Genomic DNA, 22,397 nt, shown 5'->3' on the forward strand with positions numbered 1-22,397 from the left:
GGCTTGGAACAAGGAGTTAAGAACCTGGATAGTTTCAAAGGTGTCTTGAAGAATGCCAAGGGCTTGGGGGATAATGTCTTTTCTAAAATTAAAAACTATGGCAAACAGTTAGACAATCTCCGACCAAGTAAGATTCTATCGAATTCGGCAGATGCTCTAAGCGATGGTTTGCGCCATGCAGATAATGTTTTAAGTGAAGCCGCACAGAACTTCCGTCTGAATATTGGGCTAGAGCCTCAACTAGCAGATGGTGTTCTATCAAGTAGTGGAGGAAAGTTATCTCATTTAGCAGATAATCTCAGTGCTTTCGCGAAGAATCTAGACGGTAGTGTGGATGATGTGATGGAATTGGGAGGTAAGAGATTTAAGTTTGGATAAATTGTAAAATATAGTGCAACAAAAAAACTCACAGCGTTTCATTGGTGTAAACTGTAAGTAACCACACAAACAGAAGCCGAGGAAAAACTATGAGCTACTCCCATCTTGCCATAACCGACCGAATAAAGATAGAAACTTACTTGGAATTAGGTTTGAAACCTTGCCAAATTGCAAGTAAACTTGGCGTCCATAAGTCTATCATTTCAAGAGAGTTGAGACGATGCCAAAATGGTTACTCCGCAGTCTTAGCACAGGAACAGTATGACCACAGGGCTAAGCAAAAGGGTCGGAAGTCTTGTTTAACACCTAAGTTGAAAAAGGAAATTGAGAAGGGGTTAAAAGCCTCCTGGTCGCCTGAACAGATTTGTGGGGGCTATCAAGCTTGAACAAAGGCCAATGGTCGCTTTTAAAACCATCTATAACTGGCTCTATGCGGATTTGATTGATCTGGATTTAAGCGTCCTTCGCCGAAAGGAAAAAAGTCGACAGCCAAAAGAAACACGTGGAAGATTTAGGATTGGCACGTCGATTGCCAATCCTAAAGAGGTCCGGAATCGTGAAACTTTTGGTCACTGGGAGCTCGATACTGTGGTGTCTTCCAGAGGCAAAAGCAAGGGCTGTTTAGCGACCTTTCTGGAGCGGAAAACTCGCTTTTACTTAGCTTTAAAGATACCAGACAAAACAGCCAAAGCCATGTTTTCAGCCATCGAACAAATTTGTAAGCTATTTCCAAAAGAGACTCTTAAAACCTTCACTTCAGACGAGGGAAAAGAGTTCGCCTGCTATCCTCTGGTAGAGAATTTAGGAATTTCCTTTTTCTTTGCGAACGCCTATTCATCCTGGCAGAGAGGAAGCAATGAAAACGCAAATGGCTTACTAAGAGAATATTTCCCAAAGAAAACAGATTTAGCTGCTATATCTGATGAGGCTTTGAACAAGGCCTCATCAGATATCAATCACAGACCGCGAAAATGTTTAGCTTACAGAACTGCTTATGAGGCTCTAGTGGATGAGTTAGAGTAAATGTTGCACTTATTCTTGCAATTTATCGTTTGAAAAAAACTCCTTAGAGAAAGACTAAGGAGGAAGAATCATGTTTTCTTTTTAAGTTGTTGGTTTCGATACTGTCTAGGTGTTAAGTGATAGTGTTGCTTAAATTGACGATTAAAGTTAGAAAGGTTGGTGAAACCGACCTGACAGGCAATTTCTTGAATGCTGAGGTTGGTTTGGACGAGTTTCTCACAGGATTTTTCAAGACGTAACTGGAGCAGGTAGTCCATACAACTGGCTCCAGTATGTTGCTTGAAAATACTCATAAAGTGATTTTTACTATATCCAAACGTTGCAGCTAGTTGTTCGATATGAATGGGTTCTGCATAGTGTTGTTCAAGGTAGCAAATCACTTCTTTTAGTTTTTGGTATTTTTGGTAGGTATCATCTGTATAGTGTCGATTGACGTATCTATACTTAAAGAGAAGATGAAGCAATTCGTATAGTTTAGACTTTATGAGTAGATCGTAGTATATACCTTTTTCTTCAAGGATAGAAAAGAGGGAAAGAAGGCAGGATTGAATTTGATTATAGGCCTTATCAACTGATGATATTCGAGGAGTGAGGCAAAAGTGACCAGAGTGGAGGGGTTGGATATAGCGTTGGCTAAAGCTGTCAATTTGACTTCTACCAAGATAATCTAGATGAATCCGAAAGCTGGTAGAAAATAGTTCTTTATCTTTGTGAGAATAGATAGCATGGAGAGAGGTTGGTTGGATAAGAAAAATATCTCCTTCACGACTTTCAAAGCGTTCTGAGTTGATATGAACGATGGCAGAACCCTTTGTAACGTAAATAATCTCTAGTTCAGGATGACAATGATAGATTGTGTCAGGAGACTTTTTGGATAAGATTTGTTTTTCAAAATCATATGGGAAGTCAGATGGGTTATCTCGTAAGAAACGTGAACGGTCTGCCATGGTACATCCTCCCAATATACTATTACTACTTTTATTATACCAAAAAAACTTCCTTATCTAGGAAGTTTTCCAGCTTTAAGCTTTCTTTTTCATATAAAAAATAGTAAGCATAAGTCCAATAAAGGCCAAAGCGATAGCAACATAAAAAGCTACACTATAATTTCCATTATTAGCCATTGCCATTTGAACAGCGACTTTGGGAGCAAAAAATGCTGCTAAAGAATATCCAGTGAAGACTATACCATAGTTGACCCCCTGATTTGCAGGACCGTAATTTTCCATGACGATAGATGGGAAGACCCCCATAACACCACCAAAGCAGATACCAAGCCCTATAATTCCTAAGGTAAACCCGAATTGACCAGGGACGATAGTTAGGGAGAATAAAGCTAGGACAATGACAGAATAGATAATCAATAAGGTCTGAGAACGACCAATTTTATCAGTAAGTGATCCCCAGATAAAACGACCACTAGAGTTTGCGATTGAATAAAGAGAGACATAGAGAGCTGCAGTACCAGCAGAGAGTCCAAACATTGATTGACCGATTGGTGATGCCTGAGAGGCAATCATCAAACCAGAAAAGGCGCCGACAAAGAACATGCTAATGATAATGTAAAACAGAGGACTTTGTAGCATTTGTTTCCAGGTTTTATTAGTAGGCTCTTGCTTAGTTTGTACTGGAGCTTTCCAACCTGCTGGTTGGTAGCCGCTTGGAGCTGCCTTGATAAAGAAAATTGCACAAATAATGACGATTATATAAACCAATCCGATTGTCCGAAAGGCGAAGAAGGCATCTTGTTGTTGAATGAGATTGCTCGCGACTGGAGAAGCAATAACCGCAGCAAATCCCATGCCACCTGTCAGAATTCCAGAGGCTAAGCCACGTTTATCAGGGAAGAGGCGAAGTGAATTGGAGAGGGCTCCTGAATAGGCAAAACCTTGACCAAGTCCAGCCATTAATCCATAGGTCAAATAAAGCATGGCTGGTGAATTGGCATAGCCAGTTAAGTAAAATCCGCTAGCAAATAGGAGAGCGCCAAGGGCGATGGTCCATTTTACATAACCTTTGTCAACTAAATAACCTCCGAGAATCATGGGGATAGGGCCGATTGCAGAGTTGATAGCAAATGCTAACATAATATCAGACATGGACCAGCCTGTTGAACTGCTAAGTGGTCCAGAAAAAACAGAAAAGGAATAGACGGCACCTGTGCAAAGAAGAATGGCTGTAGACGCGACTAAAACTCGCCAATGATTGAATGTCTCTTTCATAAAAACATCCTCCTTAAATGTATATTTTTTCACCAAAAATATATCATAGTTGAGGAAGGTGGTCAATAGTTTATGAAGATATTTTGTTAATTTTTTCACGAACTTATACTAAAGTACGATAATCTGATAGAATAACACGGTCTTTATTATCAAGGATTTACAAGATTTTCTAAAGTAGTATAATAAAAGTAGATTAAATAAATGAAAGGGGTACCAAGATGAAACTAGTTGCTATCGTTGGAACCAATTCAGATCGCTCAACCAATCGGAAACTATTGAAATTTATGCAAAAGCACTTTTCGGATAAAGCCGACATTGAGGTATTGGAAATCAAACAATTGCCAGCATTTAACGAACCTGAGGACAAGCAAGCGCCAGCTGAAGTTCAAGCTTTTTCAGAAAAAATTCTTGTTGCAGATGGTGTGATTATTTCAACCCCAGAATACGATCACACGATACCGGCACCTTTGGCCTCTGCTTTGGAGTGGATTGCTTATACCAGTCGTGCCTTAATCAATAAACCAACTATGATTGTAGGTGCTTCTCTCGGTTTGCTAGGAACATCTAGAGCGCAGGCACATTTACGTCAGATTTTAGATGCGCCGGAGCTTAAAGCGAGAGTTATGCCTGGTACAGAGTTCTTTCTAGGTCATTCTGAGCAAGTACTAGATGATGAGTGTCATTTGAATAATCCTGAAAAGGTTGCAGAACTAGAAGAACATTTTTCAGAGTTTCAAAATTTTGTTGAATTAACAAAAGCTTTAGTAAAACCTGAAGATACAAATCGTAAGAAATCATTCATCTGGGAAGAATGGTTGAAAGCCTAGGGAATTAATGAAAGGAGTAGAGTCAATGAAATTAGTAGCTATTGTTGGTACCAATGCCAAACAATCTTATAACCGTAGTTTGTTGCAATTTATGAAAAGACATTTTGCTTCAAAAGCGGATATTGAGATTTTAGAAATAACAGATGTACCGATGTTTAATGAAACGGATGATCAAACAGATACACCTATTATTCAGAAGTTCAACCAGGCTATTTTAGAAGCTGATGGTGTCATTATTTCGACACCCGAGCACAATCATACGATTCCATCAAGTTTGAATAGCTTGCTCGAGTGGTTGTCTTTTAACATTCATCCACTAGACGGAAAGCCGACAATGATTGTCGGAGCTTCCTACGATATTCAAGGTTCTTCACGTGCCCAACTTCATCTTCGTCAGATTTTGGATGCTCCTGGGGTAAATGCAACAGTTATGCCAGGTAGTGAGTTTTTACTTGGTCGAGCTCATCGAGCATTTGATAATAATGGAAATTTAATTGATGAACGAACTGTAGATTTCCTAGATAGTTGTTTTTATCGCTTCCTTCGCTTTGTATCCGTTGCAAACCAATTAAATCTTCCTGAAGAAGTTCGATTTGAACCAGGAACTTATCACGTTACAACGGAAGGTCATAATGGTAAATTGCCGATGGATGTCACGGTTTCTGAGGACCGTATTGAAAAAATTGAAATTGATTCTTCTGGAGAATCTTCAGGAATCGCAGATGTCGTCTTTACCCGTATCCCAGCGGAAATCATTGAGGGACAAACCTTAAACGTTGATGCGGTGTCAGGAGCTTCTGTGACTTCAAATGGTGTCTTGGACGGAGTTGCTCGCGCAGTCAAACAAGCTGGTGCAAATCCAGATGTTTTACGGAAACGTTCAAAAGCACCATCTGCTCTAGATAAAGAAGATAAAACCTATCAGGCAGACGTTGTCGTCGTCGGAGGTGGAGGAGCTGGTTTAGCTGCGGCTGCTGCAGTCTTACAAGCTGGTAAGAAACCGATTGTGGTAGAGAAATTCCCAGCAATTGGAGGAAATACTGTTCGTGCGGGTGGCCCAATGAATGCACCAGATCCAGCATGGCAAGGAACCTTCGCAGCTCATCCAGGCGAGGCACATACGCTTCAAGAATTGATTGCGACAGATGAATCAACGATTGATCCAGAATATTTAGAGGATTTTAGAGCCTTGAAAGTTGAGGTTGAGCAGTATTTGCAGGATCCCAGCTATTTGTTTGACTCTACCTTACTTTACCGTATCCAAACCTATATCGGTGGGAAACGAAAAGATTTACAAGGAAATGAAATTCATGGCCAATACGATTTAGTATCTGTTTTAACCGAGCGAGCCCTAGAGTCAGTTCGGTGGTTGGAAGACATCGGCGTTGAATTTGTTCGTAGCGAAGTGACAATGCCAGTTGGAGCCCTTTGGCGTCGTGGCCATAAGCCGGTTCAACCAATGGGGTATGCCTTTATATCCGTCCTACAAAAATATGTTCTAGAAAATGGTGGCAAGATTTTGACAGATTCTCCAGTTAAAGAATTGCTTGTAGAAAACGAGGTTGTCAAGGGTGTCAGAGCAGAAGGTCGAAACGGTCAAACTATCATTGTCAATGCAGATGCTGTTGTTCTAGCTTCTGGAGGATTTGGTGCCAATACCAAGATGTTACAAAAATACAATACCTATTGGACTGAAATTGCAGATGATATTGCCACATCTAATACACCAGCTGTAACAGGGGATGGTATTCTTTTAGGTCAAAGTGTAGGTGCAGATTTGGTAGGTATGGGCTTTAGTCAGATGATGCCAGTATCGGATCCAGTGACAGGTGCCCTCTTCTCAGGACTTCAAGTTCCTCCAGCAAACTTCATTATGGTAAATACTCAAGGTAAGCGCTTTGTAGATGAGTACGGTAGCCGAGACAAGCTATCTCAAGCGGCGATTGATAATGGAGGCTTGTTCTATCTAATCGCAGATGAACGTATCAAGGAAACTGCCTACAACACTAGTCAAGAAAAAATCAATGCCCAAGTCAAAGCAGGCACTCTCTATCGTGCAGATACGATAGAAGAGTTGGCGGTTCAGATTGGTATGGCCCCACAAGTTCTAGTGGAAACGATTAAGAATTACAATTCCTATGTAGATGCAGGTTTTGATCCTGAATTTAATAAAGGTAGTTTTGATCTCAAGTGTGAGGTTGCGCCATTTTACGCAACACCGAGAAAACCAGCCGTTCACCATACAATGGGTGGACTCAAGATTGATACTTCAACACACGTTTTGAATGAAAACGGTCAGATTATCCTTGGTTTGTATGCTGCCGGAGAAGTCGCAGGTGGACTCCATGCAGGTAACCGTCTAGGAGGAAATTCGCTTACGGATATCTTTACTTTTGGACGTATTGCAGGTCAAACAGCTGTTAAAGAAAATTGTGAGTAAAAAGCAAAAAAATACAAAAAGTTAAGGTAATTTTAAGTCTCCTCGTGTATCATATAGTCATTAAGTAAAGACCTCCTAACTTTATTTAATGAAATCCTAATCCTTTCTTTTTCATAATAATCTCCCTAAAGAGGCCACCCAATCAGGTGGCTTTTTTGTTTGTGGCTTGGATTTTTGATATAATGGAAACATGAATAGAATTTTAGATAATGAGATAATGGGGGATGAGGAGTTAGTAGAACGTACGCTCCGGCCTCAGTATTTACGTGAATATATTGGGCAGGATAAGGTCAAGGATCAGCTCCAAATCTTTATCGAAGCTGCCAAAATCCGGGATGAAGCGCTGGACCATGTACTCTTATTTGGGCCTCCAGGTTTGGGGAAAACGACCATGGCCTTTGTCATTGCTAATGAACTAGGAGTCAATCTCAAGCAAACGTCGGGTCCTGTCATTGAAAAAGCGGGTGATCTGGTAGCGATTTTGAATGATTTGGAGCCTGGGGACGTCCTCTTTATTGACGAGATTCATCGCTTGCCCATGTCGGTGGAAGAGGTGCTCTATAGTGCTATGGAGGACTTCTACATTGACATTATGATTGGGGCTGGAGAGGGCAGTCGCAGTGTCCATTTGGACTTGCCACCTTTTACCTTGATTGGTGCGACGACTCGGGCTGGTATGCTCTCAAATCCGCTACGAGCACGTTTTGGGATTACGGGTCATATGGAGTATTATGCCCATGCTGATTTGACAGAAATTGTTGAGCGGACGGCCGATATTTTTGAGATGGAAATCACTCATGAAGCAGCTACTGAGCTGGCCTTACGCAGTCGTGGGACTCCTCGTATTGCCAATCGTCTCCTCAAGCGCGTACGCGACTTTGCCCAGATTATGGGGGACGGCTTGATTGATGATGCGATTACGGATAAGGCCTTGACTATGCTGGACGTAGACCATGAAGGTTTAGATTATGTGGACCAAAAAATCCTTCGTACTATGATTGAGATGTACGGTGGTGGTCCTGTCGGTTTAGGAACCCTTTCTGTTAATATTGCCGAGGAGCGCGAAACAGTCGAAGATATGTACGAACCCTACCTCATCCAGAAAGGTTTTATCATGCGAACACGGTCTGGACGGGTTGCAACGGCTAAGGCCTACGAGCATTTGGGCTATGAGTATAATGAAAAATGAGCAAGAAATTCTAGACGTTTTTAGAGAAAATCCAGATATGATGGCCATTTTAACCATCATTCGTAATCTTGGTTTGAAAGACTCGTGGTTGGCAGCAGGTTCTGTCAGAAATTTCATCTGGAATCTCTTGTCAGACAAATCACCTTTTGACTGTGAAACAGATGTGGATGTGATTTTCTTTGATCCAGATGTTTCTTATGAGGAAACATTGTCCCTAGAGAAAAAACTGAGAGAAGATTTTCCTCAGTATCAGTGGGAGTTGAAAAATCAGGTCTATATGCATCTGCACAGTCCCCACACTGCGCCCTATATCAGCTCCTGTGATGCGATGGCTAAGTATCCCGAGCGCTGTACAGCGGTAGGACTTCGCTTGAATGCTGATGCAACTTTAGAGCTCTTTGCGCCCTATGGTTTAGAGGATATTTTGAACTTTCAGGTTTCCCCAACTCCTCATTTCCTAGATAATGAAGACCGGATGAAGCTCTATCAAGAGCGCTTGTCCAAGAAAAATTGGCAGGAAAAATGGAAAAACCTCACTTTCTCAAATCTTTGAAAAGAAGTTAGTGACTTGATTACATAAGAATTCTATATGTGAGTTTATAATCATCACAAGATAAACAGAGAAATCTAAAGGTACAAAAAATTATATACTCAATAGGAAAAATTCATTCAATCTATCATAGCTAACAAAGATACCGAATTTGTGAGATTGAGTGAGAAAAACATCTATTAAGGCTATCCTTATTGTTCTTGGAAGATAAGACTCCTGAAAAATTATCCCAAGTAACTAACTTGAGCTTGAAAATTGGCATGTAAACGCTTTTGAAAAGTCGTAAATTATGATACAATGTTTAGAGAAATTACTGAGACGAGGATTTAGAAAACAATGAAAGTACATTTCACAAATTTATTTGGGCAAGCATCAACGAGTGTTGCCTTGATGGCGCAGAACAATGTCATGAAAATTGTTCGAGACTTTGGAGTTAACGAACTGGGAATATATTTTTATGATGCAAGCCATGAACCGTGGGAAGAACTGAACTCGCGGATGGATGGGATTGTCGCGGGGGTATCTTATGGAGATGTCGTTTTTTTCCAATCTCCTTCATGGAATAGTGTTGAATGGGACAATCACTTGGTAGAAAAGTTAAAGCTTTCTCATGTAAAAATGGTGATGTTTATCCATGATGTTCAGCCACTAATGTTTGAGAGCAATTATTATCTTATGAAGGCCCACATTGACATGTATAATAAATGTGATGTGGTGGTAGTACCATCCGAACAAATGTACCAGAAACTCGTTTCAGAAGGATTAACCGTCAAGAACTACGTTGTTCAAAAACTCTGGGATCTTCCCCATGGTTTGGAACTCTATACTCCAAAATTTGAGAAAAAATTAATCTTCTCAGGAGACCCATCTCGTTTTCCACATATTGTTGACTGGAAACACAATACCCCCCTTCATGTTTATGCTACGAGAGCAGAGGGAGTAGATTATTCCAAAGTCCATCTTGAGGGGTGGCGAACTCAGCAGGAATTATTGTTGGAGTTGTCTAAAGGAGGAGGCTTTGGCCTAGTATGGGGAAATTCCGAAAATCCCGCGGAAGAGCGTGATTACTATAAAGAAAATGTTTCTTATAAGTTGACAACTTATCTGGCTGCGGGTATTCCTGTGGTTGTGCCAGACTATCTTTCTAATGTGGACTATATCCGTGAGAAAGGTTTGGGCTTTGTCGTGTCCAGTTTGGAAGAAGCTAGCCGCGTGGTTCAGGAATGTACGGCAGAAGAGTATGATCAAATGGTTACAAGAGCAAAATATACAGCTTACTTAATTAAAAATGGTTATTTCACAAAGAAATTGTTTATTGATTCCATGATGCTCTTAGATTAGTCAAAAGTCGGTCATCGGTTTACCACATTCAGATTTAGAAAGGCAAAATTTCAAGTCGAAGTTAGCCATCTTAGATAATTAGTTTTTTATCAACTGTAATGGGTTGATGAAAAACCACATCTTGGAGGGAACCAATTTGGTTCTCTCCTTTTTGCTAGACGCTTGAAGCTGATTTCCTCTACTTATAAATTTAGACATAACAAATACCCCCAAAACTATCTAGCTTTTTTTGGGGGAAAAGTCATATATGGAGGAGGATGAGGATTACAAAATCATCACCAAGGTCCCAATCGTAATCAGTATACATCCAATGATTGTTTTAAACGTCAGGACATCTTGTAGAAAGAAAAAGGCTAAAACGAGTGTAATGACGAGACTAAACTTATCGACAGCAGATACCTCAGTCGCATTGCCCATCTGCAAGGCCTTGTAGTAGCAGAGCCAGGAGGCACCTGTTGCCAAACCAGACAGGATGAGAAAGAGCCAACTTTTTCTACTGATGTTGACAATCTCAGTCTGACTATTGGTCAGGAAAACCATGGCCCAAGCCATAAGGATGACGATGACCGTACGAATGGCTGTTGCTAGATTGGACGGAACTCCCTCAATCCCAATTTTGGCTAAAATAGAAGTTAAGGCTGCAAAGACAGCAGATAAAAGTGCGAAGAAAAACCACATGATAACTACCTCCTCTCTCTATTATAAGTAATCGAATCCTACTTGTCAGTTCTCAAGTGAAATCTTACTCTGATGGCATTTTAAAAAACTATACCAATTTTTATACTTGACAAGCGAGAAAAACAAGTATATACTGTCTTTGCTGGTTCTGTAAAAGGAAAATCAGACTATACCAATTTAAGGGGGAAGCACAGCTGGTCTGTGTCGTATATACTATGTGTGGAATTGTCGGTGTTGTTGGAAACACAAATGCAACTGATATTTTGATTCAAGGGCTTGAAAAGCTCGAATACCGTGGCTATGATTCTGCGGGAATTTTTGTTCTAGGTGGTGCTGAAAATCATCTAGTTAAGGCTGTTGGCCGTATCGCTGAATTGTCTGCTAAAACAGCTGGTGTTGAGGGAACAACTGGTATCGGACACACGCGTTGGGCGACTCATGGGAAACCAACGGAAGATAACGCTCACCCACACCGCTCTGAGACTGGACGTTTTGTCTTGGTGCATAATGGAGTGATTGAAAACTACCTTGAAATCAAGGAAGAATACCTTGCAGGTCACCACTTCAAGGGGCAAACAGATACGGAAATCGCTGTTCACTTGATTGGAAAATTTGCAGAAGAAGATGGTCTCTCAGTTCTTGAAGCCTTCAAAAAAGCTCTTCACATCATCCGTGGTTCTTATGCCTTTGCCTTGATTGACTCTGAAAACCCAGATGTCATCTATGTAGCTAAAAATAAATCACCACTTTTGATTGGTCTTGGACAAGGCTATAACATGGTCTGCTCAGATGCTATGGCTATGATTCGTGAGACCAACCAATACATGGAAATCCATGACCAAGAGTTGGTAATCGTCAAGGCTGATAGCGTCGAAGTTCAAGACTATGATGGCAATCGCCGTGAGCGTGCTAGCTACACTGCGGAGCTTGACTTGTCAGATATCGGTAAGGGGACTTACCCTTACTACATGCTTAAGGAAATCGACGAGCAGCCAACGGTGATGCGTAAACTCATCCAAGCCTATACAGATGAGGCTGGTCAAGTTGTCGTGGATCCAGCTATCATCAAGGCTGTTCAAGACGCAGACCGAATCTACATCCTTGCAGCTGGAACATCTTACCATGCAGGCTTTGCTTCTAAGAAGATGCTGGAAGAATTGACGGATACACCAGTGGAACTTGGAATCTCATCTGAGTGGGGCTATGGCATGCCACTTCTCAGCAAGAAACCACTCTTCATCTTTATCAGCCAGTCTGGTGAAACAGCTGACAGCCGTCAGGTTTTGGTCAAGGCCAATGAAATGGGCATTCCAAGCTTGACAGTGACAAACGTGCCAGGTTCAACTCTTTCACGTGAAGCCAACCATACCATGCTTCTTCATGCAGGGCCTGAAATCGCCGTGGCTTCAACCAAGGCTTATACAGCACAAATCGCAGCTCTTGCCTTCCTTGCAAAAGCAGTCGGAGAAGCAAACGGCAATGCCAAAGCCCAAGCCTTTGATCTGATTCGTGAGTTGTCTATCGTGGCTCAGTCTATCGAATCAACTCTTTCTGAGAAAGAAACCATTGATGCCAAGGTTCGAGACCTTCTCGAAACAACTCGTAACGCCTTTTATATCGGACGTGGTCAAGATTACTACGTAGCCATGGAAGCAAGTCTCAAACTTAAAGAGATTTCTTATATCCAGTGTGAAGGTTTTGCGGCAGGAGAACTCAAGCATGGAACCATTGCCTTGATTGAAGAGGGAACTCCTGTCTTGGCCCTCCTGTCAGATCCAGTCCTTGCCAACCATACTCGTGGAAATATCCAAGAGGTCGCAGCCCGTGGTGCCAAGGTTCTCACTATTGCAGAAGAAAATGTTGCTAAAGAGACAGACGACATCGTCCTTACGACCGTCCACCCTTACCTCTCACCAATCTCAATGGTCGTACCGACGCAATTGGTTGCTTACTTTGCAACACTTCACCGTGGTCTCGATGTGGACAAACCTCGTAACCTTGCCAAGTCAGTAACAGTAGAATAAGCTAAAAGAGTCTAGTCCTCCTAGACTTTTTTGCTCTTCCTTGTTATACTTGAGATAGGAATCCTTGTATTCCGAAGGCAGTTTTTTATAAGGAGAAGAAAATGAAAAAGAAAAAAATATTATTGCTATGCTGATTGGTATCGTCTTGTCTAGTTCTTTCTTGATACGAACGGTCTTGATCCATCAGGCGAGACAAGCGAAAAAGCAAAACATGGAACGGATTGCTGCTGTGCAAGAGACGGTTCAGTCTCAAGATCAAAAGAAAGCTGAAGAGCAGAGAGAACAATTTAAAAAGGCATTTGATGGTGTAGATAAAACTTCCATTCTAATGAAAAACTATGATAGCCACACACCGATTAATGGGGACTACAGTTTTGGTACAAAGGATGGCGTGTACTACCTAGTAGAATTAAAAACAGGTGAGAAAGTAGCTCTGGAAGGTGTGGACAAGGCCTTTCCATTGTCGATCAAAAACGAGAACGAAAATAGCACGGAGCTTGCCCTGGTTGTCCGCAAAGATCAAGCCTGGTACATGATTGATACAAAGGGCGAGACGATTTACACTTTTGAACAAACAGAATTGACAGAAAACTCGAAATTGACTTTGAAAGATAATAAACTACAGGTAGAATAAGCTAAAAAAGTCTAGTTGATCTAGGCTTTTTCTAATGAGCGAATGTATTGCAAATAAAACTGTTTAGTGCTACCTTGCCTACTGGGTGAGAATCCGCGTTATTTCAAGAAACTGACCCAAGCTTAGCAAAGGTTTGGAGCGTTTCATGCTTTATCTACCGCTTGGTTCCATGCCTCATGACCAGGTTCTGAGAGCTATTGAACTCTTCGGCACACAAGTGGCACCCAAAGTCCGGGCATATTTTGCCATGAAAGAGGCTTAATAAAAAATCCTAATCAAGTTGATAAAAAATCTATATAACAACCATTTTAAAAAAGTAATAAATAGGAAAAAATCTCTGAAAGGCCAGTAAAATCAAGCTTTCCAGAGATTTTTTCTTTATAGATATAAAAATTTCCAATCGAGTTGATAGTCAATATATATTGGGAAAAGAGAAAAAGGAGTGGTAAGATGGTTTCAATCCAAATGGAAGGAGAAAGGTATGGCAAGTAAAAGAGATTTAGTCTTTAGAGCGATTCGAGGCGATGAAGTGGAAAGAGTTCCTGTGGGATTTTGGTTTCATTTTGTAACACTGGAAGAAAAGGGGCAAGGATTAAACAATCCACGTATCTTTCAAAAGAGTGTTGACGGGCATCGCAACTATGTGGAAAGGATTCACCCTGATTTTGTCAAAATCATGAGCGACGGTTTTTTCCTTTATCCAAGTAATGTCTACAGTTCTAAGGTTGCAAGCATTCAGGAGCTGGCTTCTATTGAGTCGATTGGTGAGGAACACCCATGGATTCAGCAACAGGTGGAAGTGGTCCAAGCGATTCGAGAGACTTTTACCGAAGAGATTGCTTCTTTCTACAATATCTTTTCACCGATCTCCTACCTCAAGCGCTGGTTCCGTACAGAAACTTCTCGAGGAGATAAGGAAGTAGCTGACCTATTGCTTGAAAATCCTGAGCGATTCAGAGCTATTCTAGATGTGATTGCAAAAGACATTGCTTTCTTAACTCAGAAAATCATCCAGGAAGGTGGTGTTGATGGAATTTACCTCAGCACCCAGGAAATTCAAGATGAGCGCATCACACCAGCACTCTATCAAACCTATATCGAACCGAGCAATATAGCTGTTTTAAAGGCGGCTAATCAGGTTGGTGGGACCAATATCCTCCATATCTGTGGTTTTGAAGGTGCGAGCAATGATGTGACGATATTTAAGGATTATCCAGCTCAGGTTGTCAATTGGGCGACTCATCATGAGGATGTTAGTTTGACACGGGGTCAGGAGTTGTTTCAAGGCAAGGCTGTTTTAGGTGGATTTGAAAATGGTAAGAAAAGCTTGCTTTATCGAGGCTCTAAAGCGGAATTGCAAAATGAAACAAGGCGATTACTGGCTGAAACTGGTAGTAAAGGAGTTCTTCTGGGAGCTGACTGTACTGTTCCAGATGACTTTGACTTAGAGAGGTTGGACTGGATTCGACAGGCAGCGGTTCTCTAAAAAGGAGGAGCTATGAAAAGTAAAAGATGGGGCATCTTTATTGTCGTTGTCGGTTTGCTAGCCTTGGTCGCCATAAGCGTTGTAAAAAATGAGCACTGCAAAAATGGAGAGAGATGTCGTGGAGTTCAGGATTTTTCCAAGTCCAGTCTCCCCTTTCTACGCTCGAATGATATCGCAAGCAGTTTATTTGTTGAAAAAGTAAGAAATGGAGAATAAGAATGTCAGAAAAAAGAGAATGGGTTTTAAAAGCATTTAGAGGTGAGAAAGTTGATCGTGTGCCAGTAGGCTTTTGGCACCATTTCACATCAGAAGACGAATGGCTACACGGTTTCTCAAATCCAGCCATTATCGAGAAGAATATTCAAGGCCATAAGCGCTTTATTCGAGAAGTTCAGCCGGACTTTATCAAGCTCATGAGTGATGGGTACTTTGCTTATCCAAATCCAGTGATTGCCAAAGGAAAATCTCTTCAAGAATTGGCGACCATTCAACCACTCGGACCAGATCACGCTTGGATAAAAGAGCAGGTTGACTTGGTTAAGAAAATCAAGCAAGAGTTTACAGAAGATATCGTTGCGATTTACAATATTTTTGCTCCTGTGACCTATCTCAAGTGGTTGCTTGGGGAAGTGTCTGGCGGGGATGACCTTATTGCGGACTTTCTAGTGGAAGATCCTGAAGCTCTGAAGAGGGTGTTGGATGTGATTGCAGAGGATATTGCTAATCTCAGCCGAGCTGTCATCGAAGAGGCTGGTGCTGACGGAATCTACCTCAGCGTGCAAAGTATCCAAGATCAACGAGTGTCGGCAGCAGATTATCAAGCCGTCATTGCACCTAGCGAGATAACTATTCTAGAAGCAGCTAGTGCTGTTGGTGGTGTCACTGTTCTTCATATCTGTGGCTACGAGGGGGCGCGAAATGATATTCATCTTTTTGCAGACTATCCAGCCCAAGTCTTTAACTGGGCTGTAGGACCAGAAGGAATCACTCTCAAGGAAGGTCGTGAGGTTTTCAAGGGACGTACGGTTCTTGGAGGATTCGAAAATGGCAAGACGGGCTTGCTGTATACTGGTAGCAAGGACGCCATTCAGGCTGAGGCAAAGAAACTAGTTGCAGAAGCTGGGGAACAGGGCTTGGTACTTGGGGCAGATTGTACCATTCCAAGTGATATCGCAGTTGAACGTATCCAGTGGGTGAGAGAAGCGTTTGAAAACTAAAGGAGAAAAAGATGAGTAAAAAAGCATGGATTATCGGTGGTGTAGCAGTTGTTGCAGTAATTGGGGCAACGATTATCGGGAGAAGTTTAGCTGGCGCTCCAGCCAAAGAGGGAGAAACAGCTTCATCTGGTGGGGTCATAACCTTGAAGGTTGCCCATACACAAAACTACGTACCTTATGACTTTGTTAATGAAAAAGGGGAATCAGATGGTTATGAAGTAGCTGTTTTGAAGGCTGTTGATGAGAAGTTGGCAAACTATCAATTTGAATATACGGGTACCAGTGATGATGACCTCTTGATTGGTCTGGAATCAGGCAAGTATGACATCGGAACCAAGGGAGCTTGGTACACAGATGAACGAGCTAAAAAGTTTGTCATTCCATCTGAACCAGTCGGAGCGAGCATTATCGGATTTACTGTCAGAAAAGAAGATGAACAGAAATACAAAACCATTGATGACTTTGCTAAGAATAAAGGAAAATTGGTACCCATCTCTCCACAGAATGCTCAATGGAATGTTATCACCAGCTACAATGAAAAACATCAGGACGCACCGATTGAGCTAACAGCAGCAGAATCCTTTAAAGTAGCAGATGCCTATGCCTGGGTCTTAGAAGGACGTTATGATGCCTTCTTTGATATCAAACTGTCCTTTGAAAAAGCAGTTACCGCAGAAGATGGCCCTTACCACCAATATGCGGATAAACTCAGCTGGTTCCCATACAAGGGCATTCCAACTTATCCCTTGATTCACCGTGATGAAAAGGGCGAGAAATTTGCTAAAGAATACGAAAAAGCAATTAAAGAATTGAAAGAAGATGGCACGCTTGCTAAGCTATCTCAGCAATACTTTAAAGAAGATGTCTTTAGTTACGTAGACAAAGACTAGACCAGAAATTCCAAGACTAGAAAGGGTTTTGCATGGTTTCTTATGATTTTTCCAAGGTCTTTCAGTTTTTGCCGACCTTATGGCAGGCACTTCCTATGACCTTGTCCATTCTCTTTTTTACCACTCTTCTTGGTTCCCTTTTTGGAGGTCTCTTGGCCTGGGCGCAAGTAGGAGAAGACAAGAGTTTTGCAGCAATTTCCAAAGGCTATATCTTTACCCTTCGTTGTACACCGCCGATTGTCTTGCTTTTTCTAGTCTTTTATGGCTTGCCAGAATTTCTGAAATGGTGGCTTGGTTTGGATATCAATAACTGGTCTAAAACTATTTTTGTTCTCCTGACGATGATTCTCCTGTTTGCCGCTATTGTTGCAGAGGTTTTCAAGGCGAGCTATCAAGCTATTCCAAAGGGGCAGACAGAGGCCGGGCTTAGTATTGGTTTGACTCCAAGTCAGACTTTTTGGAGAATCATTTTTCCCCAAGCTTTTCAAGTTGCTCTTCCCAATATAACGACTGCTATTCTCAATCTCATGCGGGATGCTGCCTTGGCTTATACGATTGGTTTCGTTGATGTTATGGGGGCAGGCAATCTCTTGATTAGTCGCAATTTAGGGAACTACTCTCTGGAAACCTATACGGCAGTCGCACTTCTTTATTGGGGGATTGCCCTGGTTATTTCTAGCTTGAGTCGTTTGCTTGAGAAGTCTTTGGAAACAAAAGGGAGGTAAGAAATGGATATAGACTATATTGTAAAGACCTTTCTGGAGACCTTGAAGGGTGTGCCAATCACCTTGATTATCATGATTGTGGCTATGGTCTTAAGCTTTTTACCGGCTCTATTTTTAGCCTTGGGGCAGATTTACAAGGTTCGAGGGGTGAGGAGTTTTTCTCTGGTCTATCTGGCTTTCATCCGAGCGACTCCTCCGATTTTATTGATTCTCTTCTTTTATAGTTTGTTTCCAAGTTTGCTGAATCAATTTCTCAAAAGCATAGGAAGTGACTTTGATATTTTCAAGCTTGATCCTCTCTATTATGCCTTTATCATTTATAGTTTGATGACAGTCGGGAGTTTATCAGAGATTTTGCGTTCAGCTATCTTGACGGTGGACAAGGGACAACTAGAGGCGGCGCATGCGATTGGGCTGACTACGACCCAGGCCTATCTAAGGATTGTTTTTCCTCAAGCCTTGCGCTCAGCCTTGCCTAACTTGGCCAATCTGGTGATCAATATCGTCAAAGGGACCTCCCTGGTCTTTGTCATGACCATCAAGGATATCACCGCTATTGCTCGTGTGGAAGCGTCCTACGGTTACCAGTATTTTGAGTCTTATTTTGTAATCTTTTTGCAGTATATTTTAATCTGTGGTTTGATTCAGTGGGGCTTCTCCCTACTGGAGAAAGCCTATGTGAAAAAAGAAAAGAGAGCGAAAGCATCTAGCGCTCGTTTTGTATAGGAGGACAGGATGTTACAAGTAGAACATATCGCAAAAACATTTGGTGAGAGGCAGGTCCTGGAGGATGTCAATCTCCAGGTCAATCAAGGGGATGTCGTCGTTATTTTAGGACCATCAGGTTCGGGGAAAACGACCTTTCTCCGCTGTCTCAACCACTTAGAAAAAGCTGACAGCGGTCAGTTGACCTTGGCAGGAAAGACTTATGACTTGGCCCAATTAAGCAAGAAAGACATTCTAGAAATTCGCCAAAAAACAGCCTTTGTTTTCCAACACTACAATCTCTTTGCAAATAAAACTGCTCTGGAAAATATTCTAGAAGGTCTAATCGTGGCTCGTAAAGTTCCCAAGGAAGAAGCGCTCAAACGTGCAGAATCTGCCTTGGAAAAAGTTGGTTTACTGGCCTATAAAGACTACTACCCTTCCCAGCTATCTGGAGGGCAACAACAACGAATAGGAATTGCGCGTGCCATTGCTGTCAAGCCCGAGGTGATTTTGCTAGATGAACCAACATCTGCACTAGACCCTGAGTTGGTTGGAGATGTTTTGGATGTTCTGAAACAGTTGGCGGGAGAAGGTGTGACCATGGTGGTCGTCACGCATGAGATGGGATTTGCTAGAGATGTCGCTAACCACGTTATTTTCATGGATGGAGGCCGTATCGTAGAGGAGAATAATCCACACGATTTCTTTAGTCGTCCACAAGAAGAACGTACCAAGCAGTTTCTAGCTCGTATCTTATCAGATGCCACCTATAGTGTAGAATATATGATTTGATAGATAAGTGTATTATGAAAGTAACTTATGAGGCAAAGTTTCAATCTATAAACTATGGAAAAAGGTGTCAGCTTGAAATGACTTTCAGAAAAAGCTAGGTTTTAGACTTAGATTGGCTATTTGAGATGATTTGAGGTACTTTTCGTACACTCAAGTGGGTAATCTTATTTTAGATTTTTCATTTCTCAAAAAAACTTAAGAAAAATTTAAGCTAGGAGGTGTATACTAAGCTCATAAGTTAAGAGAAACTTAACTTAAACTCCTAAAACTTTTTCATAATAATCTCCCTATAAAATAAAGTCGCCTAATCAGGCGGCTTATTTTTGTCTATCTGTAAGCAGGGGCAGTAACTTAGCAATAGAAGAATAGAGGGAAATATGGTATAATGAAACGATAGATTTTTGAATAGGAATAAGATCATGTTTGGATTTTTTAAGAAAGATAAAGCTGTAGAAGTTGAGGTTCCAACACAGGTTCCTGCTCACATTGGCATCATCATGGATGGGAATGGCCGCTGGGCTAAAAAACGGATGCAACCACGGGTTTTTGGTCATAAGGCAGGGATGGAAGCCCTCCAAAAGGTGACCAAGGCAGCTAACAAGATGGGAGTCAAGGTCATCACGGTTTATGCCTTTTCAACGGAAAACTGGACGCGCCCAGATCAAGAAGTTAAGTTTATCATGAACTTACCAGTCGAGTTTTATGACAACTACGTCCCGGAATTACATGCAAATAACGTTAAGATTCAGATGATTGGGGAGACAGATCGCCTACCTAAGCCGACCTTTGAAGCTTTGAAAAAAGCAGAGGAATTGACCAAGAACAATACAGGCCTGATTCTCAATTTTGCCCTTAATTATGGTGGTCGTGCTGAAATTACGCAGGCTTTTAAGAGCTTGTCTCAGGAAGTTCTAGATGCCAAAATCAATCCTGGTGATATTACAGAAGATATGATAGGGGATTATCTTTTCACACAACGCCTGCCAAAGGATTTGCGAGATCCTGATTTGATTATCCGTACGAGTGGTGAGTTGCGTTTGAGTAATTTCTTGCCATGGCAAGCAGCCTATAGTGAGCTTTACTTTACGAATACCTTGTGGCCCGATTTTGATGAAGCCTCTTTGAAGGAGGCTATTACAGCCTATAATCGTCGCAATCGCCGATTTGGAGGAGTTTAGGAGAAGATATGACCAAGGATTTACAAAAGAGAACATTGTTTGCGGTATTGGCTCTGGCTATTTTCCTTCCAGTCTTATTTGTGGGAGGACTCTTGTTACAGATAGGGATTGGTTTGTTAGCGATGCTGGCTGTCAATGAACTCTTGCAGATGAAGGGGCTAAAGACCATGACCATCGAGGGAACCTTGACTCTCTTTGCGACCTTTGCTCTCACAATCCCCTTAGAAAATTACCTAACTTTTTTGCCAGTTGATGGGAATGTGGTTGCCTACAGCGTTTTAATTACGATTATGCTAGGGACCACCGTTTTCAGTAAAAGCTATACCATTGAAGATGCAGTTTTCCCGATTGCGATGAGCTTTTATGCTGGTTTTGGCTTTAACGCCTTACTAGATGCTCGGGTGGCAGGTTTTGACAAGGTGCTTCTGGCTCTCTTTATAGTCTGGGCGACAGATAGCGCAGCTTACTTGATAGGGATGAATTTTGGTAAGCATAAGTTGGCACCAAGAGTTTCTCCCAATAAGAGCATTGAGGGCTTTATCGGTGGTATTCTAGGTGCGGTACTGGTAACAGTACTCTTCATGCTGGTAGACAGCACAGTTGCTCTCCCTTATGGGATGTACAGAATGAGTCTCTTTGCCGTCTTCTTCAGTGTGGCAGGTCAGTTTGGTGACTTGATTGAGAGTGCTATGAAACGCCATTTCGGTGTCAAGGATTCTGGGAAATTTATCCCGGGGCATGGTGGTGTGTTGGATCGTTTTGACAGTATGCTAGTTGTCTTTCCTATCATGCACTTGTTTGGCCTGTTTTAAAGAAAGGAATATTGAATGATTGGATTGCTAACCTTTATCCTGGTTTTTGGGATTATCGTGGTGGTGCATGAGTTTGGACATTTTTATTTTGCCAAGAAATCAGGCATTTTAGTTCGTGAGTTTGCCATTGGTATGGGGCCCAAGATTTTTTCCCATATCGGTAAGGACGGCACTGCTTATACCATTCGGATCCTTCCTCTAGGAGGCTATGTTCGTATGGCAGGCTGGGGTGATGATGCGACGGAGATCAAGACAGGAACTCCAGTCAGTTTAACACTTGCCGACGATGGTAAGGTCAAACGGATCAATCTATCTGGGAAGAAACTGGATCAAACAGCTCTCCCTATGCAGGTAACCCAGTTTGACTTTGAAGACAAGCTCTTCATTAAAGGCTTGGTCTTGGAAGAAGAAAAGATCTTTGCAGTGGATCACGATGCAACAGTTGTTGAGGCGGATGGAACCGAAGTGCGTATCGCTCCTCTGGATGTACAGTACCAAAATGCTTCTATCTGGGGCAAGCTCATCACCAACTTTGCAGGTCCCATGAATAACTTTATCTTAGGTGTTGTTGTTTTTTGGATTCTGATCTTTTTGCAGGGTGGTGTTAGAGACACTCAGACCAATCTCTTTCATGTCATGCCGCAAGGTGCTTTGGCTAAGGTGGGCCTAGCTGAGACAGCTCAAATCACCAAGGTCGGCTCCCACGAAGTTAAGAATTGGCAAGACTTGATTCAAGCTGTGGAAGCAGATACCAAGGATAAGACTGCCCCGACCTTGGATGTGACCATTTCTGAAAATGGTAGCGAAAAACAAGTCACTGTGACTCCAGAAGAAAATCAAGGACGTTATATTATCGGAGTTCAACCGGGGATCAAGTCAGACTTTCTATCTATGTTTGTTGGTGGATTTACAACTGCTGCTGACTCGGGGCTCCGTATCCTTTCAGCTCTGAAAAACTTGATTTTCCATCCAGATTTGAACAAACTCGGCGGTCCCGTTGCCATTTTTAAGGCAAGTAGCGATGCTGCTAAAAATGGAATTGAGAATGTCCTCTACTTCCTAGCCATGGTTTCCATCAATATTGGAATTTTTAACTTGATTCCTATCCCGGCCTTGGATGGTGGAAAGATTGTGCTCAATATCCTAGAGGCTATCCGCCGTAAACCCCTTAAACAAGAAATTGAAACCTATGTCACCATGGCTGGTGTAGTTATCATGGTTGTCTTGATGCTAGCTGTGACCTGGAATGACATTATGCGACTCTTCTTTTAGATAATCGAGGA

At 41.9% G+C, this 22,397-nt stretch carries 20 protein-coding genes and 3 pseudogenes; 20 read left to right on the forward strand and 3 right to left on the reverse strand.

Annotated features, from left to right (window positions below; genetic code table 11):
- Both HF881_RS05185 and HF881_RS05190 read left to right on the forward strand, forming a co-directional pair.
- A pseudogene (locus tag HF881_RS05185) lies at positions 1–378 on the forward strand (type IV secretion protein Rhs); the annotation flags it as partial.
- Between the two features lie 89 nt (positions 379–467).
- A pseudogene (locus HF881_RS05190) lies at positions 468–1,401 on the forward strand (IS30 family transposase).
- 68 nt (positions 1,402–1,469) lie between these two features.
- Here the strand turns inward: HF881_RS05190 and HF881_RS05195 are convergent.
- Positions 1,470–2,348, reverse strand: a complete 879-nt coding sequence (locus HF881_RS05195) for an AraC family transcriptional regulator (RefSeq protein ID WP_169446714.1) — start codon at positions 2,346–2,348, stop codon at positions 1,470–1,472.
- A gap of 75 nt (positions 2,349–2,423) precedes the next feature.
- On the reverse strand, positions 2,424–3,623 hold the full coding sequence (locus HF881_RS05200; RefSeq protein ID WP_169446715.1) for an OFA family MFS transporter: 1,200 nt from the start codon (positions 3,621–3,623) through the stop codon (positions 2,424–2,426).
- A 218-nt stretch (positions 3,624–3,841) separates the two neighbouring features.
- Between HF881_RS05200 and HF881_RS05205 the strand changes: the two genes are divergently transcribed.
- The 5 genes from HF881_RS05205 (at position 3,842) to HF881_RS05225 (ending at position 9,970) form a co-directional block, all read left to right on the forward strand.
- Entirely contained in the window at positions 3,842–4,450 is a 609-nt protein-coding gene (locus HF881_RS05205; protein WP_169446716.1) for an NADPH-dependent FMN reductase, read from the forward strand.
- Between the two features lie 25 nt (positions 4,451–4,475).
- On the forward strand, positions 4,476–6,890 hold the full coding sequence (locus HF881_RS05210; RefSeq protein WP_084925475.1) for a flavocytochrome c: 2,415 nt from the start codon (positions 4,476–4,478) through the stop codon (positions 6,888–6,890).
- A gap of 190 nt (positions 6,891–7,080) precedes the next feature.
- The gene (gene ruvB / locus HF881_RS05215; protein ID WP_346775284.1) at positions 7,081–8,079 is read left to right on the forward strand and encodes a Holliday junction branch migration DNA helicase RuvB; all 999 of its coding nucleotides are present in this window, start codon (positions 7,081–7,083) and stop codon (positions 8,077–8,079) included.
- Positions 8,060–8,632 carry a nucleotidyltransferase family protein gene (locus HF881_RS05220; RefSeq protein WP_084925480.1) on the forward strand — a complete coding sequence of 191 codons (573 nt, stop codon included), beginning with the start codon at positions 8,060–8,062 and terminating at the stop codon, positions 8,630–8,632. The genes ruvB and HF881_RS05220 overlap by 20 nt, the downstream gene beginning before the upstream one ends.
- A gap of 333 nt (positions 8,633–8,965) precedes the next feature.
- Positions 8,966–9,970 carry a sugar transferase gene (locus HF881_RS05225; protein ID WP_169446717.1) on the forward strand — a complete coding sequence of 335 codons (1,005 nt, stop codon included), beginning with the start codon at positions 8,966–8,968 and terminating at the stop codon, positions 9,968–9,970.
- Between the two features lie 264 nt (positions 9,971–10,234).
- Here HF881_RS05225 and HF881_RS05230 read toward each other — a convergent pair whose 3' ends face one another.
- Complete coding sequence (locus HF881_RS05230) at positions 10,235–10,648, reverse strand: EamA family transporter (RefSeq protein ID WP_169446718.1); 414 nt, start codon at positions 10,646–10,648, stop codon at positions 10,235–10,237.
- Between the two features lie 215 nt (positions 10,649–10,863).
- On the opposite strand from HF881_RS05230, the gene glmS reads away from it, so the two are divergent.
- From glmS to rseP, 13 genes and pseudogenes are all read left to right on the forward strand, one after another.
- Positions 10,864–12,672, forward strand: coding sequence for a glutamine--fructose-6-phosphate transaminase (isomerizing) (gene glmS / locus HF881_RS05235; RefSeq protein WP_169446719.1), 1,809 nt, complete (start codon positions 10,864–10,866; stop codon positions 12,670–12,672).
- A 127-nt stretch (positions 12,673–12,799) separates the two neighbouring features.
- The gene (locus HF881_RS05240) at positions 12,800–13,306 is read left to right on the forward strand and encodes a hypothetical protein (protein WP_093586040.1); all 507 of its coding nucleotides are present in this window, start codon (positions 12,800–12,802) and stop codon (positions 13,304–13,306) included.
- 130 nt (positions 13,307–13,436) lie between these two features.
- Positions 13,437–13,568, forward strand: a pseudogene (locus tag HF881_RS05245) (5,10-methylene tetrahydromethanopterin reductase); the annotation flags it as partial.
- A gap of 219 nt (positions 13,569–13,787) precedes the next feature.
- A complete protein-coding gene (locus tag HF881_RS05250) occupies positions 13,788–14,792 on the forward strand; it encodes a uroporphyrinogen decarboxylase family protein (RefSeq protein ID WP_169446721.1) in 1,005 nt (334 codons plus the stop codon).
- Positions 14,793–14,804: 12 nt separating this feature from the next.
- Complete coding sequence (locus tag HF881_RS05255) at positions 14,805–15,008, forward strand: hypothetical protein (protein WP_169446722.1); 204 nt, start codon at positions 14,805–14,807, stop codon at positions 15,006–15,008.
- Positions 15,009–15,010: 2 nt separating this feature from the next.
- Positions 15,011–16,009 carry a uroporphyrinogen decarboxylase family protein gene (locus HF881_RS05260; RefSeq protein WP_169446723.1) on the forward strand — a complete coding sequence of 333 codons (999 nt, stop codon included), beginning with the start codon at positions 15,011–15,013 and terminating at the stop codon, positions 16,007–16,009.
- Positions 16,010–16,020: 11 nt separating this feature from the next.
- Entirely contained in the window at positions 16,021–16,899 is an 879-nt protein-coding gene (locus HF881_RS05265; RefSeq protein ID WP_084925501.1) for a transporter substrate-binding domain-containing protein, read from the forward strand.
- 32 nt (positions 16,900–16,931) lie between these two features.
- The gene (locus tag HF881_RS05270) at positions 16,932–17,624 is read left to right on the forward strand and encodes an amino acid ABC transporter permease (RefSeq protein ID WP_009729724.1); all 693 of its coding nucleotides are present in this window, start codon (positions 16,932–16,934) and stop codon (positions 17,622–17,624) included.
- 3 nt (positions 17,625–17,627) lie between these two features.
- Positions 17,628–18,350, forward strand: coding sequence for an amino acid ABC transporter permease (locus HF881_RS05275; protein ID WP_169446724.1), 723 nt, complete (start codon positions 17,628–17,630; stop codon positions 18,348–18,350).
- 9 nt (positions 18,351–18,359) lie between these two features.
- A complete protein-coding gene (locus HF881_RS05280) occupies positions 18,360–19,124 on the forward strand; it encodes an amino acid ABC transporter ATP-binding protein (RefSeq protein WP_169446725.1) in 765 nt (254 codons plus the stop codon).
- Positions 19,125–19,543: 419 nt separating this feature from the next.
- Entirely contained in the window at positions 19,544–20,302 is a 759-nt protein-coding gene (locus tag HF881_RS05285; RefSeq protein ID WP_169446726.1) for an isoprenyl transferase, read from the forward strand.
- An 8-nt stretch (positions 20,303–20,310) separates the two neighbouring features.
- A complete protein-coding gene (locus HF881_RS05290) occupies positions 20,311–21,114 on the forward strand; it encodes a phosphatidate cytidylyltransferase (protein ID WP_169446727.1) in 804 nt (267 codons plus the stop codon).
- A gap of 15 nt (positions 21,115–21,129) precedes the next feature.
- Positions 21,130–22,386 (forward strand): RIP metalloprotease RseP, encoded by a 1,257-nt coding sequence (rseP, locus tag HF881_RS05295; RefSeq protein WP_169446728.1) that lies wholly within the window; start codon positions 21,130–21,132, stop codon positions 22,384–22,386.
- Positions 22,387–22,397: the final 11 nt, after the last annotated feature.

This window comes from Streptococcus sp. WB01_FAA12, from assembly GCF_012843315.1.
Lineage (GTDB): Bacteria > Bacillota > Bacilli > Lactobacillales > Streptococcaceae > Streptococcus.